Raw genomic sequence first — 14,553 nt, forward strand, 5'->3', positions numbered from 1 at the left:
CTCTGGAATTCCCCGCGGTAACAGACCGGTCACGGGCTGTGGACGCGGACTCTACAGGTTAGTGAGCGGGGCGTAATTCCCCGCCGGGCTTCGCCGGCAAGGGCTAACCTGCGGGTGTTGGGGTAGGGAAGAGGGCTTCAGCCGAATTGGGTGGGGGCGTCGTTCCTTAAAGTGAGGCCTGGTCCGTGCCGATAAGGTAGTAATAGGTTTAATTTGGGAGTGTGGCTTATGGTCTTCCGTGGATGCCGGGGCGGTTTTGGGGAAAAGGTGTTTTTTTGGGGCCTGGTGATGGCGGGGTTTATGATCGCCGGCAGGATGTATGGGCTGGGAGAGAAAACCCTGGTGTTGGGGGCGGGTACGGGCTGGAATTCGGTGGAAAAACGAATCCGGGTAGCCGAGGTGCCCCTGATACGGCCCAATCCGGTATTGGCCCTTACCCCGGGCAGGCTCCGGAATGAAGGCGGATCAGAGGCCGCCGCTTCCCCGGATATGATCATCTCCTTTGACGAGGGAGGGCCTGAGCGCTTTGCCGACCGGACCGGAAATTACCGGGTGAGCGCTGCGCCGTCCCTGCGGGCGGCGGATCGGCGCTGGGCCAAGGAAGGAACCGGGGCGGTCCACTTTTCCGGGGAAGGGGAACCGGGGCTGCTGATTTTTCCCCAGAAACCAGAGGCCCTGCTGGCCCCCGGAAGGCCGGTTAAAGATTTTAGCATAGAATTTTGGCTTTATCCTTTCAATGCGGATCACGGCGAACAGATCCTCTCCTGGACTGCTGTTCGGCAAACCCTTTCGGGGGCTTCAGTTTATCAGCGCATCGAAGGGATGTTTATAAAAAACCGGCTCCACTGGACCTTTACGGACTTTTTTTCCAATCCCGGCGACACCCAGCATCGGACCCTTTCCCTTAGTTCCATTGCACCCCTGATCCCCCAAACCTGGAGCCACCACCTTATCCGCTTTGATTCGGACACGGGAATCGTGGAATACCTAGTCAACGGGAAACCGGAGGGGACCGGATACGCCACTGCCACGGGCAGGGAAGGGGGGGAAGTCTACCTCCCCATTATGGGCCGGGAGGGGCAGCTTGTCCTGGGAGGGCATTATACAGGAATAATGGATGAATTTAGGACCTATAGCCGGTATATCGAAACGCCGTCCCTGGCCCGTTACCCCCGGGAAGGGGGCCGCGTCGAGACCCGTCCCCTGGATCTGGGGGAGCGTAATGCCGATATCCTCAAGGTTGAGGCCCTGGGGGGCAGATTTTCAGCCGCCGGGGCTTCTGGTTCCGGCGGGCGTATCTACCACGAGCAGACCGGGACGGGCAATTTCCTTTTTTCCGACAGTTCCGCCCTGCAGCTTTTTATCCGGGCCGGGAATAACCCCTACCGCTGGACCAATGACGAATCAGAATGGCTTCCCATTACGCCGAAAGGGGAGCTTCCCGAAAGTCTCCGGGGACGGTTTGTCCAGCTCGCCGCGGTGTTTTATCCCAGCGGGGACGGCGAAACCACCCCGTATCTGGACGAAATACGGGTAGTCTATAAACCCAACGAGCCCCCCCTGCCGCCAACCCTGGTAAGCGCCATTGCCCGGGATGGGGCGGTGGACCTTTCCTGGCGGGCGAATCCCGATCCCGATATAGGCGGCTATCTGATCTATTACGGCAGCGCCTCGGGCGAATATTTCGGCGACGCCGCCATCCTGGGGCCGTCCCCTATAAATGTGGGAAAACGGACCACTATCCGTCTTGATGGATTACGGAATGGTAGCTTATACTTCTTTTCAGTGGCCGCTTATAATCGATCGGATGATGCTTTGCCCGGACCATGCTCCCGGGAAGTATCCGCACGGCCCCTAAGGATGATGGAATGAGTTCTTGTGACGATGTATGTGCCCAGGCCCAAAACGCTGTCCGGGCGGGTAATGTGGCGGAAGCCGAAGATCTGCTTAAAAATCACCTTGCCGCGGCTCCGGATGACCGGGATGCCCGGTTCCTCCGGGGAACCATCCTGGCCAGGATGGGCAAACTACCCGAGGCGGAGCAGGATTTTGCCGCCCTGGCGGCGGACCCCCAGGATATAGCGGCCTGGAATAACCTCGCGGTGATCTACGGCCGGCAGGATAAAATCCAGGATGCCCTGGGGACCCTGCTGGATGCCATTGATACGGATCCAACTAAGGCCGAATTATATTACAATATCGGCGCCGTTTATGAACGGTTGGGGAATTTTAAAGCCGCATCCATGGCTTATGCCAAGGTGGCGGAACTGAACGATGGCTATATACCGGCCTATAACAAGCTGGGGATCACCCAGTTTAAACTGGGGCTTGCCCCCAAGGCCCATGAAACCTTCGTCCGAATCCTGGAGGCTCATCCCGATCATACGGTGATCCTGAACAACCTGGGGGTGGTCCTGGCCGGCGAGGACAAAGCGGAGGAGGCGGCTCAAAAATTCCGCCAAGCCCTGGCAGCGGATCCCCACTATACCAAGGCCGCGGCCAATCTGGATCCGGCCGGTAGTGCGCCGGATAATGGGTTTGATGAAGAACCGGAATTCCTCTTTATTGAGCCCGGGGACGATGCGGAGGACGGCAAAACTTCCGAGGCTCCGGTGGAACCTCCCGAAGAAAAGGAACTATCCATTTCGTCCAAAACCGCCCTGGAACTCATATTGTATTTACGGCGCATGACCGAGGCGCTTCCCCCCAAGGCCAAGGGCTTCTTTTTACGCAGCGATGCCCGGCTCAGCATGGAATACCTTATCGCGGTTCTGGAAGGGCACAGCGGCATCCTTCAGGAGATCCAGGGGAGGGAACCGGCTCCGGAATCCGGGGAGGAAGCAGCCCCAAAGGCGGTTCCCGGCAAGAATACTCCGGATCTGCCGGAAACCCTGGATTATTTACGAAAAATGGCCGAGGCCCTGGCCGACCCGGATCTGGCGGCGGCCCTGCGGCGCAAGATGGATACGGTTATTTCTGAGCTGAATGAGCCGGTTAGTACCCCGTAACACCTAAAAATTGCCAGATAAGAACTACTGGAATTTAACCACAAAGGCGAAGTGCTGGCGGAATTGCTGGCTGAGTTGGGGTGAAGGGGGGGCCACTTTCCGGACATATCTCCGCAGCCTTCACCTCTATTCTGGCCCCCCCTGCGGGCGCACGCTGTTGCGCCCTACCCCCCAAGTGGACATTCGCCTTTAGTTTGGGACATACCATGATCCTCTGGTACAAAGTATAGACCGGTTCTTGAAAAACCGCAATGCCACACGCGGTAATTAACCACGAACCACACAAACCTCACGAACAGGAAAGTATTTCAAACAAAAGTTCGTGTCGTTCGTGAAGTTCGTGGTTATAAAAGCTCCCTCAGCTCTATCCCCCAATCTGGGCCAGAATCGCCGGGTCTTTGATCGTCCCGTCTTCGGCCAGCAGGATGATCTTGGACATGACTTCCGCGCTGCGGGGATCATCGTCGGCGAAGGGGAGGAACACCCGGCCCCGGTCCCCCCCTTGCGGTCTTCCCACATCCGCATTTATAATTTTTTCATGGCAGAAGACTTCCGCTTCATTCTTGGCAGAGAGGGAAACAGGACCTTTATGCGGCTTCAGGGCCAAAAGGGCATGCGCCGGATTCCTGATTTCAGGCGCTACACCGGGCTCAAACGGGAATTGCTCAGGGAATTCCTCGCCCTCAAAAAAGAGTTTGTTGTTTCGGAGATCATCGACTTTGACGCGGCGGAAGACGGATATACCCTCTTCGATCCCGGTGAAAAACTCATCAACCGGGCGCTGGAGGCCGGCATACTGCTCAACGCGGAGGGCAGGGAGCTCCGCCGCGCCGAGGGGGACTTTCACTGCGCGTTTCTCATCAGGGATGTTTCCGAAAAAGAGGCCGAGGTTTCCATAGTCCTCTGTGATGAGGAAGGGACGATCATCGCCAGAGGCCAAAAACCTTCCCTTAAAAAAGAGAGGGGCGACGGAGGGAAGGCGGCGTTCTTTTACGCTGTCTCTCCGGGCATCGTTATTTGGGGCGAAAAAATTTATCCCGTGGGGGATCTTGGGCTGCGCTGGGCCGAAACCGGACGGGTGTATGCGCGGCTTGCGAAAACGGAACTCCCCGCGTTCATATCGCTGGTTGTTTCCGGCTTTTCCAACCAGGAGATCCGCTACGAAGGATGGGCCGTTAAAACAAGGCGGCCCGCGGCGGCCCTGCCCGCTCTCCTCTTTATGGAAATCGACAAATACGGCTATCTCCACATCAGGCCCATAAGCTATCTCCGGGGTTACCCGCCCCTCTTTCTGGAAAACGAGGAGATCGTAACGGTTGCCGAAATGGACGAAACCGGCAAAACCGTAAGCCTGGCGGAGGTTATCTTCCCGGAGGAGCCGGAAGCCGAGTTCCGGCAGCTTCTCACCAGGAAACAGGGCCGGGGGAGGCGGAGCGCCGAAAGCGCCGCGTTTTACGAAGAAAACGGCCGCTTCATCATTGCGCCCGATTTTGCCAAAGCCTTTATCGGTGAACATATCATAGAGCTTTCGCAGCGTTTCGTGCTGCTCGAAACAGAAGTCCTGTCGGGATACAAACTCAAATTCTCAAAGCCAAAGATCAAACTTTCCCTGAGCCGCAGGAACAGCATGGGCTCGGGCATTGATTACTTCGCGGGAAACGCCGAGGTGGAAATCGAAGGGGAGAGTTATTCCTTTGCCCGGTTCATGGCCGAATACCGGAAATCTTCCTTCGTCACCTTAGCCGACGGGAGCCGTTCCTTCCCCGACAAGCGCACCATGGATCGTCTCGAACGGCTGGTGTCCACAATCAAGGGCGCGGAGGAGCTTGAGCTTTCATTCTTTGACATTCCCCTGCTTTTGCAGGACGATCTGATCCAGGTTGAAGGGCAGGTCTGGGAAGAAGCCCGGCCTTTCTTTACCAACTACAACACCATCGCCGAACGGGCCGGCCCCTGGTCCCTGGAGGGCGGGGAACTGCGGCCCTACCAGGAGTACGGGGTGCGCTGGCTCGACTACCTGGGGGAATACCGCATGGGGGCCTGCCTTGCCGACGAGATGGGCCTGGGCAAGACCATCCAGGTTATAGCCCTGCTGCGGGCGTTAAAGCTGCGGGGGGAGAGGGGCCCCATCCTCATCCTCTGCCCCAAGTCGCTGGTGTACAACTGGGCCGCTGAACTGGATCGTTTCGCGCCGGAGCTTCCCTACCTGGTACATTACGGGCTCGAAAGGGACGCCGCGGAAATCATCGGCAGCAGCGATTTTCGTATCGTCCTCAGTACCTACGCCACCCTGAGGCGGGATCTGGAAGATTTTCGGGACATCGAATTTTTCTATGTCATCCTTGATGAATCCCAGAACATCAAGAACCTCTCCTCCCAGACCGCCTCTGCGGTCATCTCCCTCAACGCCCGGCGGCGTCTTGCCCTGAGCGGCACGCCGGTCGAAAACAACCTCGGCGAACTCTACAGCCTCTTCCGTTTTCTCAACCCCGGCTTTTTCGGCTCCGAAAGGAACTTTGTCCAGCGCTACCAGCGTCCCATCCAGGACAACAACGACGAGGACGCCCTCAAAGATCTCAAGATGCGGATCTACCCCTTTATGCTCAGGCGGCTCAAGCGGGACGTGCTCAAAGAGCTGCCGGACAAGACCGAGGAAACGGCCTTTATCGAGCTTGAGGAAACCCATCTGGCCATCTATCACCGCAGGCGGCAGGAATACAAGGAACTCATCGACGGGATCATCGCCAAAGGCGAAATGGCAAAATCCTCCATCATCATCTTCAAGGCCCTCACGGAACTCAGGCGCCTTGCCAGCGTGCCCGAGGCCGAGGGCGAATTCGGCGGCCCATCGGCGAAGCGGCTCTACCTGATGGACAGGATTGCGGAAATCGCGGAAAACGGCCACAAGTGCCTGGTCTTTACGAACTTCCTTGCCGGGGTTGACCTGGTAAGCCGGGATCTTGCCGGCATGGGCATACCCAACCTCACCATGACAGGGGCCAGCGTTGACCGGCAGTCCCTGGTACGGCGCTTCCAGACCGACAGCGGCGTTAAAGCCTTCGTCATGACCCTTAAAACCGGCGGGACCGGGCTCAACCTTACCGCGGCGGACTATGTCTTCATCCTCGATCCCTGGTGGAATAGCGCCGCCGAAGCCCAGGCCATCGACCGGAGCCACCGCATCGGGCAGTCGAATCCTGTCTTCTGCTTCCGCCTCATCGCCAGGGACACCATCGAGGAACGGATCATGGAACTCCAGAAACGTAAAACCGATTTGGCGGGCGCCCTTCTCTCCGACGACTCGGGTTCCCTTAAATCCCTGTCCCCGGAAGACGTGGCCTATCTGGTGGGAGGCGGACAATGAAAAGTACGATGAAAAGTACGATGGAAAGCGCGATGGAAATCAAAACCCGGACGCCGCCGGATCTTCCTGACCGGAAGCAGCGGATTAAAGATCTTGTCCAATTCCTTATGCAGTACACCACAGAGGAATTAAAAAAATACTTTTCTCTTTTTTCTGCTGTTAAAGCAAAAAACTTCAACAAAAGAGAGATGGCTATGGGTTTGGCTGCGGCCTTTAGCTTTGAAAACGAAGCAGCTTTCCGGGAATGGTTTTTCAAACTCCCGGTTCTTACGCAAAACCTGTTATACCGCCTTGCCTTTGATTGGTATGTTCCCGTGAAATCCCTGGAAAGCGAATTCGGCCTCTCTTTGGTTCATGCCGTATCCGATTATTCATGGAGAAAGAAATGGGCCTTTCATGAAAAACTGGGCCTGAAATTCCTCAAAGTACTTAACTACTACGAAGAAGCTTTTGCGGTGCTCCCCTATGTTGTGCGAAAAATCCTGACCGACTGGCTGGCGGCGCCCCCCGAGTTGTCCCTCGAAAACTGCGCCGCAGACAGCGCCGATTCTTCCGGCTCCGCCTGGGAAAACAGCGCCGGTATAGTCGCCTCCCTTCCCCTGCTGTACGACGCCATGGAGGAATTGTTCAGGCACATGAAGCCGCCGGATTCGCCTTACCGGCGCATCCGGGGGTTCAAGAAAAAAGAAGCGGAAAAACTGCGGGCGTCGTCGGCGTTAAAGCCTTTCGATGTTCCCGCCTCCGAAGCCAAGGCAGCGGATCTGGTCCCCGACAGCGCCGATTTGACGGCGCGTTTTCTCCTGTCCATGCATAATATGTCAATCACCCGTCCCAAAGACAGCCTGGACGCGCTAAAGACCCTGGTGAACGCATTTTTTGGGGAAAAGTCTCTGTACTCAGGATACGTGAACCCGCCGGACCGTCACTCCCTTGAGTACAATGTTCTCTTCGATCATGTTTCCAAAACTTCCGATTATTTCCTTAAATACGAGGGCGATTTGCCCCGTTCCCGCAGGATCTTCCTGGATACCCTTTTGTTCTGCGCCAGGGACGGCAGAACCTTTGACGCCGATAAAGTTTCGCGGCAGATTTACCGGACCGTGCAGGATTTTTCGTTTTATTACGATAATATTGCCAGGTATTTGAAATACCGGGCCGATAAAATAATAACCGATGAACAAACGTATTCTGTTCCCCGTTATGACGAGTTTTATCCCAACGGCGGATTGGAATACTATCTTTTGATCGCGCCGCTTTTCAAAGCCTACTGTTATCTCTTTGCCGTCCTGGGTCTTCTGGAGATAACCCAGATCTCTCCGCCGCTGAGGCGCATACAGAACGAAAAAAAGAGGCCCCTCTCCCCCTACGATTCCCTTAAAACCTTCCGGGTTACCGAATTCGGCAAATGGTGCCTCGCCTTAACGAAAAAGCGCCCGGAACCCCCGAAGACGGAATACCAGGCCATAGCGGACAAAGAACTTCTCCTGGTCACCGTACAGGGCGATTCCCTGGAACGGAGCATCTATCTGGACAGAATAGGCCGCCGGCTTGGAAGCCAGGCCGATTCCGGTACGGATCGCTGGCGGATAAGTCCCGATTCATTTATTGAAGGATGTTCCGATAAAACCCAGATAGAGGAGCGGGTGATCAAATTCAAAGCCCTCATCGATCCTAAGCCCGCGCCCCATTGGCTCGCCCTTTTTGACAAGGTGATGAACCGCGCCGGGCTGTTCGACGCAAGCCTTGACGATATGCTGGTCTATCGGCTCCCCGCAGACCGGGATCTCGCGGAAGAACTGCTGCAGGACAGGGAACTCAGGTCCCTGGTTCACCGCGCCGAAGGGGGGCTCATCGTGGCGCCGGAGAAGAACAGGAAGAAATTTTTCGAGGCCCTGAAAAGGCACGGGATCGCGGTCTTTGAGAACGATTGACAGGCAGAAATTTAACCACGAACCACACAAACCTCACGAACAGGAAAGTATTTTAAACAAAAGTTCGTGTCTGTTCGTGTCGTTCGTGGTTATAAAAGGTTCCTCAGATCTATCCCCCAATCTGGGCCAGAATCGCCGGGTCCTTGATCGTCCCGTCTTCGGCCAGCAGGATGATCTTGGACATGACCTCCGCGGTGCGGGGGTCGTCGTCGGCGAAGGGGAGGAAGACCCGGCCCCGGTGCTGGCTGGGCACGGCAAGGATGTTGATCGCGCCGCGGCCCATTTTGTGGACCTGGGCGCTTCCCAGGTGGACCGTGTACTCGCCCAGCTTGCCGGTGATTTTCGCGTGGCGGCCTTCGACGCTGACGTTGGCAATGTGGAGGAGCCGCAGCAGTTCCTGCACTATGACGGCCCGCATTTCCACGGTGGAATGGCTGGCCTCCGGGTCAACGCCGCCGACGTGGGCGACCGAAACCACCAGGTCTATGTCCCGCATGATCTCGGAGAAGATCACCGGCGGGACTTCCTCCAACGGGACGGCCTTATGGGTCCTGCGGTCAAAGAATTCCACGGTCTCCAGGGTGGGCGCTTCGATGTCCGCGGGGGAGAACCAGTCCGCGGCGGCGTAGAGTTTCACGTAGAGGTTTTCCCCATAGTACACCCGCTGGAGGCCCTCTTCGTAGTCCACGGTCCAGAGGCGGCCCTTGAGGAGGGCCACGGTTTTTTTCGGCTGTACCTGATGCCCCGCGTAACGGCGGGAAACGGTTTTCGCTTCCCGCTCATCCTCGTTAATCAGGTAGAGTTCCCGGAAAATCTGTTTGAAGGGCTGTACCAGTTGGTGTTCAAAGGCGTAACGCTGGTAAGTCTGCCAGGTTCCCAGGGTGTACAGGTCAAAGGGATGGGCAACGCGCACCGGACTTGCGTCGTCAAGGCGTTCCGCCAGTTCGCTGAACATCCCGGACGATACCGGCTTGCCCTCGTCGCCGATGGAGACAAACACCAGCTTGGCCAGGAGGGGCGCCACCACCGGATGTTCCATCAGGGTTTTGATTTCGCCAAAGGGGAACAGGTCGCGGTTTATCATGACCCGTTCCAGATTTTCCCGGGCCCGCTTGTACTGGGCCTTGAGGGCCCCGGCGGTTTCCTTACATTCCAGAACATAGGGATCTTTTTTCAGCGCCGCGGGAAGGGAAGCCAGGGCCTTGCCGTCTTTTTCGCATACCAGGGCGGCGCTGCCGTCTTCGTTTATCTGTACAAACACCCGGTAATCGCCGACGGCTCTGCGTTCAAAATTCTTTTTGACGCTTTCGATCTTGAGGGTTTCCATGCGCCAGGTAAAACGCAACGCGTTTGAAAAACCGGCGTTGCGGCCCAGGTTTTCCAGGGCAATGGCGCAGGCCGCCCCCTCGCTGGCCCGGCGCTGGGCGCCGAAGGTTTTGCTCTCCTTCAAAAAAAGCTGGATGTTTTCGTAGCGTTCCAGGGCCGCCGCTTCTTCCCGGCCTTTTTCCAGGGGGATAAGGGAATAGCTCAAGAGCTTGTCCTTGCTGCGTTTTTCGTGGACATCTTTCCACAGCGCGGGCGCGTCGAGTTTCCCCAGAACCGCGTCGGCAAAAAGCTGCGCCCGGCGGTGATTCGCCCCGGAGGTCAAATACTTGGCGCAGTCGTAGACCAGGGCAAAGCGTTCTTCCCCCAGGACGCTATACGCGTCTTTGAACCAGGCGATGTCGAAGGCGCCGTCGTTGAATTCTTCCGGGGTGATGGGACTGTACCGGGCCACCTCGGTTTCCTTTTCCGCGGAAAAGCTCTCGTTGACATGGGCGTGAAAATACCAGACCGCGCTTTTTAAGCCCGGCCAGCCCAAGTAATCGCTCACAATGGCTATCCACGCGGGGGCGTACATGGCCGCCTCGATCAGGCGTTTGTCGGAGATCTTCCCGGCCAGGGCGGCCCGCAGGGTTTCGGCGTTGTCCTCCGCTTTGGGGTGGGAAACCTTGAGCAGATGGGAAAGCACGGTCTTTTTGGTTATCTCGCTGTTGTAGCCGCTGTAGATGTAACCCCGGACCAGGGTTTCCGTCCCCAGGGCCACGAGGATTTTGGCGAAGGTTTCCGCCCCTTCGTGCCGGCTGATGGTAAGGGCCAGGCCGCTTACTTCGGTGGCGCTGTCCCCCCGCCGGAGTTCTATTTCGATCACCCGGGCCGCCGCTTCGTCGGCGGTCTTTTTCAGGACGGGGTGTTTTTCAACGGCCTTTTTGTCCTCCTCCCGGCTGATTTTCCCCCCGTACCGTCCGATGTTATGACTGCCGCCGGCAAGAAACATGGTTCGATACAGCGCGTCGATTTTGAGGATACCTGAGTCTACCGCCCGGGCCACATCTACCGCTTCCAGGTGGTAGTAAAATTTATCCGTCAGGCGGCCCAGGGAAAAACAAAACCCGGTATAGGCCGCAAAGTGTTTGTCCTGAGCCGTCAGCTTTTTCAGTTCATCAAGAAAAAATTGCACCTCACTCGTATCGGCAAAGAAGTGGTCTTTTGGCATATAGCTATAAGACCCGCGGTCACTGACGACCCTTTGCCAGTTTTCTTTGGGGACCCGCGCCATAAGATCCGCCAGGACACCTGAAATAAGGGAGAAGCGCTCGTCTTCAGGATACTCGACATCCAAAATGGCGATGAGCTGCAGGGCCAGTTTGCCGTATTCCCGCTTGCCGCAGGAGACGATGAACTGGCCTATCTCCTTTGCATGGAAAAGTTCCCCGATAAGTTGATTCACCCATTTTTGGTACTGCGGTCCATAGCGGCCGCCGTAGCCTCTCACCTCCACCATGAACATGAAAAGAAGGATTTCGTTAAAACTGACGGCGTTGTCTTTTATCCATCCGCGCCATACTTCCGGCAGGACAAATTTCTCAAGCATCGTAAGAGACCGGTCTCCCGGCACATCGACCTCGGCGCGGAGGCGGACCCCCTCAAGGCTGCCCAGAAGAGTTTCCTGATCCCCTTCATAGGTGTGAATTGTGTAGGTATAGTCCCGGTTTTCATGGATCAGATCGCAGAGGGCGTCGAAGATTTTCTTTATCCGTTCCTGCGAAAAACCGACGAGCCGTTCCAGGGTATGCTTTTTGTCCGGTTCGGGGAAAGGAAAATCCGGTGTGTATGCGGGATCGTAGAGGCCGAATCCGTTTAGTTTCCCGTACCCGGCGTCTTGTGCGCGCAGCGCGTCAACCAGAACCTGTTCCTTGCCGGTGATGTTCGGCATAAGGGCGCAAAGCTCCGCGGCGTCGGCTTTGTCCAGCTTTTTTTCCTTGACAAGCTGGGTCAGCATATCAAGGCCCCCAAGGCGCCGGTTCTCGTTTTTGTCCGCCAGCAGGGTTTTTGCCGCTTCCAGGGGCCGTTTTTCGCCCAGACCCAGGAGTATCTTGACGGCGTTTTGGCGGATCTCGCCGGTTTTCAGGGCCAGCAGGCCGGCTATGGTTTTTGCTTCTTCCTCCGTTAAGGCGGATTTTTTTGACCATTCCAGCACATTTTGCAGGGCCTGGTATCGGACGCCCATGCTTTTGTCGTTCAGCGCGGCAAAGACATAGGCCCGGCCTTTTTCGTCCTTTGGGTTTTGCAGAAAAAGGCGGACAAACAGGGCGTGGAGGAGCGGGTCCGAACCGGGCATGACATCAATAAGCCGGGCGGTTTTGTCCGGATCAAAATCATAACCGGCGATGATAAGGATTCGCTTAAGCAGATCCGCGGGGCTAAGCGAAAGATCGTACCAGGGGAAGGGCTTGCCCTGTGAAAGATGGCCCTTGGCCGGAACCAGGGGGAGCAGCTTTAACAGCGCCTCGAACTGCCGGTTCCGCGATTCGTCATTGGCCAGAATCTCGTGTTGCCGGCAGGAGTTCCTGAAATCTTCGACGTTGTCGGACAAGCCCAGATACGACGGAGCAAGATAATTGTATATCACCAGGGAAAGTACGTCCAGGTCCGTTTCTCCCAAAAGCCGGGAGGCCGTCAAGGATTGCAGGGGCCTGTTCTCGGTTTGCTGCAAAAAGTACAGGGCCGCAAGTTTCCGGTATTTTTCGCCCTCCATCAGTTTATTGATTAGGGCAAGGGCGTCGTTCATCTCCCGGACGGAAGCGGCCCAAAGGGCGGCGTAGATTTCCGTTAGGTCCGGGCTTTCCGCCCCGGCCTCCAGGGTCTTCGCCCCGGTAAGATACGCATAGCCCAGGGCAAGGAGTTTTTCCGCCACCCGCCGGTCCTCAAAGGTTTCGCCCAGGCCCATCCACACGTCGAGGGCGCGAACCGCCGAAGAGTAGCGCAGCAGATCGTTATCAATCACAACTTTTATCAGGCGAATAAACGCCTCGACCCGGCCGTTGTCGGCGTTTTCCAGAATGGACTGGCGCAGCCCCTCCTGGAGTTTTGCCGCCAGGAGCAGCCCCTCCAGCAGCGTGTAAAGTTCCTGGTTGGCGCTTTTCACAATACCATTGATGATGGCGTCGGAGAGGAGCGTGGTGTTGTTGTCCCCCAGGATTATTTCTTTGACCGCGGCGATGACTTCCGTATCGCCTTCGTCGATGCGCAGGGCAAGCAAATTGCCGCAGACCCAAGGCTCAGGTCTCTCCTGATTGTGCGGCGCCTTATTGTCCCGGGGCCTGGTCAACTCCTTGACCAGGTCGAAATCTTCCCAGGAAGCAAAGACGCTTTCCAGAATGGTGATGAACAGCAGCATATAGGGCTGTACTTCTTTGGTCCTGAAAGAACGGCGGTACATCGAGGGGGAATGAACGTAGAGGTGCAGCCGTTCCGCCGCCTTGCCCAGCTGGTCCGCCACGGCCTTGCCGTGGAGCGCTGTAAACAGTTCCCGGGGGCCGTTATCAAACATTTCACCGCAGTTTTTGGGATGTCCTTTCATCAAAATGACGGAAAGCGTGTTCCGGATTTGGGTACGTTCGTACCAGCCCCCTTCATGGTACTCGATCAGGGCCTTTGCGATTTCTCCGGGCCGGCCCTTCTGTTTTTTAAGTTTTTCGATGATGGTCTCTTTGTCCATTGTTATTCCTTGTCAAAAGCGCCGTCCGGCCAGCATCACCAGCCGGATAAAGGTAACGGTATCGCCTTCCTGCAGGCTGAAACGCGTACCCGGCAGGGCTTCGGTTTCGTTGACCAGAATGCGGTAGATGCCGTCGGCAAAACATTGCAAGGCGTTCCGCACCGCTTCTTCTTCGTCCTGGGCCTTTTCGTTTTTCCTGTCGCCAAATCCGATCTTGCCCGTATGTTCCCCGTCTTCCAGTTCCTGTTGGGACAGGTAACGGAAGAAAGGGGCGTCCACTGGTTTGGCGTTGTAGGCGCGGACATTTTCCCGCACCAGGTATTCAATGAGTTTTTCCGGCGCGTCCGTATCGCCGGGAACAATCCAGGGCTGTTTTTCCAGCATATCCCGCCGTTTACCGGCGGCTTTGACGCGGACAAAAATATTCACCAGACGGCTCCTTTTTTAAAAGTAGAAAGCATAAACAATATACCATACCGGGAAAATAGGGACAAGCAGCCGCCTTCGGGCGTTGTTCCGATAGGAATTGGATTTGAACAAACGAGTTGACAGATGTATAAACATAGTATATATTTATAATTATGGAGGACGAAAATCATGGAGACAATCGTTAGAAAATGGGGTAATAGTTTGGGAATAAGAATACCCAATACCATTGTTCGGGAATTATCTTTACAGGATGGTTCTTTTGTGGATATTAAGGACAGAGGGAAGGAAATAATTATAAAACTGAAAGAAAAAAATAAATTGTCGGAAATGTTAAATAATATAAATGAAAAAAATATTCATAGTGAAGTAGAGACAAATGGGCCGGTAGGAAATGAGCTATGGTAAACAACAGTTATATACCTGACCGGGGAGATATAGTCTGGTTAAATTTTAATCCACAGACAGGACATGAACAAAAAGGGAAAAGACCCGCAATAGTTATTTCACCGAAAGAATATAATGGGAAAGTAAATTTAGGATTATTTTGTCCAATAACCAGTCAGGAAAAGCAGTATCCATTCGAAGTAAAAATCAAGAATGAGAAAATCAATGGGGTAGTATTATCTGATCAAATAAAAAGTTTTGATTGGACAAAAAGGGATATAGAATATATCGTAAAAGCAAGGGAAGAAGAAATAAAAAAAGTAGTAGAAAAAATAAACATATTGTTAAATGAACGATAAAAAAGCGGGGGTACTTCATAACAGGTCTGTCCCAATT

Annotated in this window: 9 protein-coding genes; 6 read left to right on the plus strand and 3 right to left on the minus strand. The window is 55.4% G+C overall.

Annotated elements, in window-relative coordinates; all coding sequences use genetic code 11:
* The first annotated feature begins 228 nt into the window (after positions 1–228).
* Together LQZ21_RS11665 and LQZ21_RS11670 are read left to right on the plus strand one after the other, a co-directional pair.
* Complete coding sequence (locus LQZ21_RS11665; RefSeq protein WP_411044588.1) at positions 229–1,872, plus strand: LamG-like jellyroll fold domain-containing protein; 1,644 nt, start codon at positions 229–231, stop codon at positions 1,870–1,872.
* The gene (locus LQZ21_RS11670) at positions 1,869–3,008 is read left to right on the plus strand and encodes a tetratricopeptide repeat protein (RefSeq protein WP_411044590.1); all 1,140 of its coding nucleotides are present in this window, start codon (positions 1,869–1,871) and stop codon (positions 3,006–3,008) included. Before LQZ21_RS11665 ends, LQZ21_RS11670 begins: the two co-directional genes overlap by 4 nt.
* Positions 3,009–3,372: 364 nt before the next feature.
* Here the strand turns inward: LQZ21_RS11670 and LQZ21_RS11675 are convergent, their stop codons facing one another.
* Entirely contained in the window at positions 3,373–3,525 is a 153-nt protein-coding gene (locus tag LQZ21_RS11675; protein WP_411044592.1) for a DUF7737 domain-containing protein, read from the minus strand.
* 21 nt (positions 3,526–3,546) lie between these two features.
* Here LQZ21_RS11675 and LQZ21_RS11680 point away from each other — a divergent pair, with 21 nt between their 5' ends.
* Positions 3,547–6,372, plus strand: a complete 2,826-nt coding sequence (locus LQZ21_RS11680) for a DEAD/DEAH box helicase (protein ID WP_411044594.1) — start codon at positions 3,547–3,549, stop codon at positions 6,370–6,372.
* Positions 6,369–8,303, plus strand: coding sequence for a hypothetical protein (locus LQZ21_RS11685; protein WP_411044596.1), 1,935 nt, complete (start codon positions 6,369–6,371; stop codon positions 8,301–8,303). Before LQZ21_RS11680 ends, LQZ21_RS11685 begins: the two co-directional genes overlap by 4 nt.
* A gap of 109 nt (positions 8,304–8,412) precedes the next feature.
* Here LQZ21_RS11685 and LQZ21_RS11690 read toward each other — a convergent pair whose 3' ends face one another.
* Positions 8,413–13,344: a DUF4132 domain-containing protein gene (locus LQZ21_RS11690; protein ID WP_411044597.1), complete on the minus strand. Its 4,932-nt coding sequence runs from the start codon at positions 13,342–13,344 to the stop codon at positions 8,413–8,415.
* 12 nt (positions 13,345–13,356) lie between these two features.
* Positions 13,357–13,773 (minus strand): hypothetical protein, encoded by a 417-nt coding sequence (locus tag LQZ21_RS11695; protein WP_411044599.1) that lies wholly within the window; start codon positions 13,771–13,773, stop codon positions 13,357–13,359.
* A gap of 168 nt (positions 13,774–13,941) precedes the next feature.
* On the opposite strand from LQZ21_RS11695, the gene LQZ21_RS11700 reads away from it, so the two are divergent.
* Positions 13,942–14,178 carry an AbrB/MazE/SpoVT family DNA-binding domain-containing protein gene (locus LQZ21_RS11700; protein ID WP_411044601.1) on the plus strand — a complete coding sequence of 79 codons (237 nt, stop codon included), beginning with the start codon at positions 13,942–13,944 and terminating at the stop codon, positions 14,176–14,178.
* Positions 14,172–14,516 (plus strand): endoribonuclease MazF, encoded by a 345-nt coding sequence (mazF, locus tag LQZ21_RS11705; RefSeq protein ID WP_411044603.1) that lies wholly within the window; start codon positions 14,172–14,174, stop codon positions 14,514–14,516. Before LQZ21_RS11700 ends, mazF begins: the two co-directional genes overlap by 7 nt.
* Positions 14,517–14,553: the final 37 nt, after the last annotated feature.

It is taken from the genome of Treponema sp. TIM-1 (genome assembly GCF_046533115.1).
In the GTDB taxonomy this organism is placed as follows: Bacteria; Spirochaetota; Spirochaetia; order Treponematales; family Breznakiellaceae; genus JAIRMO01.

What these genes read in the sequence shown, in the direction of transcription:
- LQZ21_RS11665 (WP_411044588.1), top strand. Translation starts at nt 229, where the DNA reads ATGGTCTTCCGTGGATGCCGGGGCGGTTTTGGGGAAAAGGTGTTTTTT.
- LQZ21_RS11670 (WP_411044590.1), top strand. Translation starts at nt 1,869, where the DNA reads ATGAGTTCTTGTGACGATGTATGTGCCCAGGCCCAAAACGCTGTCCGG.
- LQZ21_RS11680 (WP_411044594.1), top strand. Translation starts at nt 3,547, where the DNA reads ATGGCAGAAGACTTCCGCTTCATTCTTGGCAGAGAGGGAAACAGGACC.
- LQZ21_RS11685 (WP_411044596.1), top strand. Translation starts at nt 6,369, where the DNA reads ATGAAAAGTACGATGAAAAGTACGATGGAAAGCGCGATGGAAATCAAA.
- LQZ21_RS11690 (WP_411044597.1), bottom strand. Translation starts at nt 13,344, where the DNA reads ATGGACAAAGAGACCATCATCGAAAAACTTAAAAAACAGAAGGGCCGG.
- LQZ21_RS11700 (WP_411044601.1), top strand. Translation starts at nt 13,942, where the DNA reads ATGGAGACAATCGTTAGAAAATGGGGTAATAGTTTGGGAATAAGAATA.
- mazF (WP_411044603.1), top strand. Translation starts at nt 14,172, where the DNA reads ATGGTAAACAACAGTTATATACCTGACCGGGGAGATATAGTCTGGTTA.